The organism is Marinimicrobium locisalis (genome assembly GCF_039822625.1).
Lineage (GTDB): Bacteria > Pseudomonadota > Gammaproteobacteria > Pseudomonadales > Cellvibrionaceae > Marinimicrobium > Marinimicrobium locisalis.
Genome location: NZ_JBDLLG010000064.1, coordinates 1 through 1,710 on the forward strand (window position 1 = coordinate 1; position 1,710 = coordinate 1,710).

The window sequence follows — 1,710 nt, forward strand, 5'->3', positions numbered from 1 at the left end:
GTAACTATTCAGCACCATCTTCAAGATGCGAGCGCTTTTCAATCAAAAAGTCCGGCCAGTTATTCTTAAATACCGCCGCTAATGCGGCTCCAGGCTCTACCTTATTCTTCTGGCAGGTCAGCAAGTAGGAGCGGATGCGGCAGAACGCCTCAGCGCCTTCGGCGGAGCGGAAGCAGCCCGAGATCTTTTGCTGGACTTTGGTCATTCGCAAGTCCCGTTCGCCCTGATTATTAGTAAACGGCACCTGCGGATCGCCCATAAAGCGTAGCACATCGTCTTCATAGGCACGAAGTCGTTCCAGCAAATTGCGTGACTTGCTGCGCTTGAGCCGCCCCCGACGAGGCGTGTTGTCCCCCAACACCGGGGCCGGGCATTCAGTGTCGCCACGACCGAGGATCTTGCGATAGCGTGTTCTCCAGCGCTTGGCCTGATCGGGCGGCAGCGCGCCGCCGGCCTGCTCTACGGCTTCGTGCAACTCCAGCAACAAGGTGTGCAGGTTTTTGGCCCAGCGCTGCCCATCCTCTTCATAAGCGTAGGTCAGTTCGCGCAGATGGTGAGCGTTGCACAGCGCATGAGTGCAGGCATAAGTATAATAGGGCTTCCAATGATCGTGTATCAGTGTGCCTTTATACCTCGGCAGTACGCCCATGGCGTTCATCGCCTCGGTACCACGTTTAGTCGACAGGCCGAACAGGGTGCACGCTGGCGCGCACAGCACATGCAGCCAGTGGCGCTTGCTATCGATATTGAGCCCGGTTTCGTCGGCATGCAGCAAAGGTTCTGAGGCCAACCATTGTGTGGCCAGGTCATCAAACGGTGCCAGGCGCTTGGCGGCATCACGGTTGAAGTTGACCAGGCTGCCGGCACTTAGAGGAATGCCATACTGTTCACAGAACATGGCTTGTATGCGTTCATAGGGCAGCAACTGAAACATCGACAGGTAAACCGCATGGGCTTTGACCGACGCGCCGTACTGGATGGGGCGGGTTACGCCCGTTGGGAACGGGGCAACACAGCGTTGGCCGTGTTCGTTCTCCAGTACCGGCGCCTGATACTCAGTCACATGGCGCTCGATGCGTAGATCCACCACCTGGCGTCGCTCAACGTCCACCTCCTGCCAATGACCGCGAGGCAGGGTGCGCCGGTCGAGCGCCAGCACCTGGATCTCGTCAGGGTCGTCAACGGGTTTGAGCGTCACGCCTTTGCGTCCAGGTTGACCGCCCGCCTTGCGTTTGGCGCCGGTCTTTTTAGCCTTTTGGCGGTTCTGATCCTGGGAAGGCGGTATACTGCTGTTTCGGCTGTTTAACCCCGATTTGGCCATGAGCAGTTTAATGACCAGCAGCAACACGGACATCACGGCGCGCACGGCCGGGGTGACCTGTTGATCGTCCTGCAGCATTTTCTCTGCATCGGCAATCGCGGCATCGATGTCAATGTTGTCGAGAGTCATGAGTAAGGGGCCATAGACTGTGGTGTGGCGCTATTATCTCATGGATTTTTCAGGGCGAATTTTTCCTTCTGTATAAGCTTCTGGCGGGGTTTATTTCCAAGGACTCGATCGGGTTCCGGTAAAGAAATAACGTAGCCTGAGCGAACCAACAACAAGGCTGCCAAACAAGTTATCGCTGCGGCAGGAAGTAAGCGGAGATTTCAGAATTTCTCGGAAAAACCCTGTCAAGTGTTTTTTCAAAAATTGAGCTGAATAGTTAC

At 55.9% G+C, this 1,710-nt stretch carries 1 protein-coding gene; it reads right to left on the reverse strand.

What is annotated here, in order from left to right; translation table 11 throughout:
• Positions 1-4: 4 nt before the first annotated feature.
• Positions 5-1,450, reverse strand: a complete 1,446-nt coding sequence (gene tnpC / locus AAE514_RS18380; protein WP_347333019.1) for an IS66 family transposase — start codon at positions 1,448-1,450, stop codon at positions 5-7.
• Between the last annotated feature and the right edge of the window lie 260 nt (positions 1,451-1,710).

Bases quoted from the DNA above. Each gene is read 5' to 3' on its own strand.
- tnpC (WP_347333019.1), bottom strand. From the start codon at position 1,450: ATGACTCTCGACAACATTGACATCGATGCCGCGATTGCCGATGCAGAG.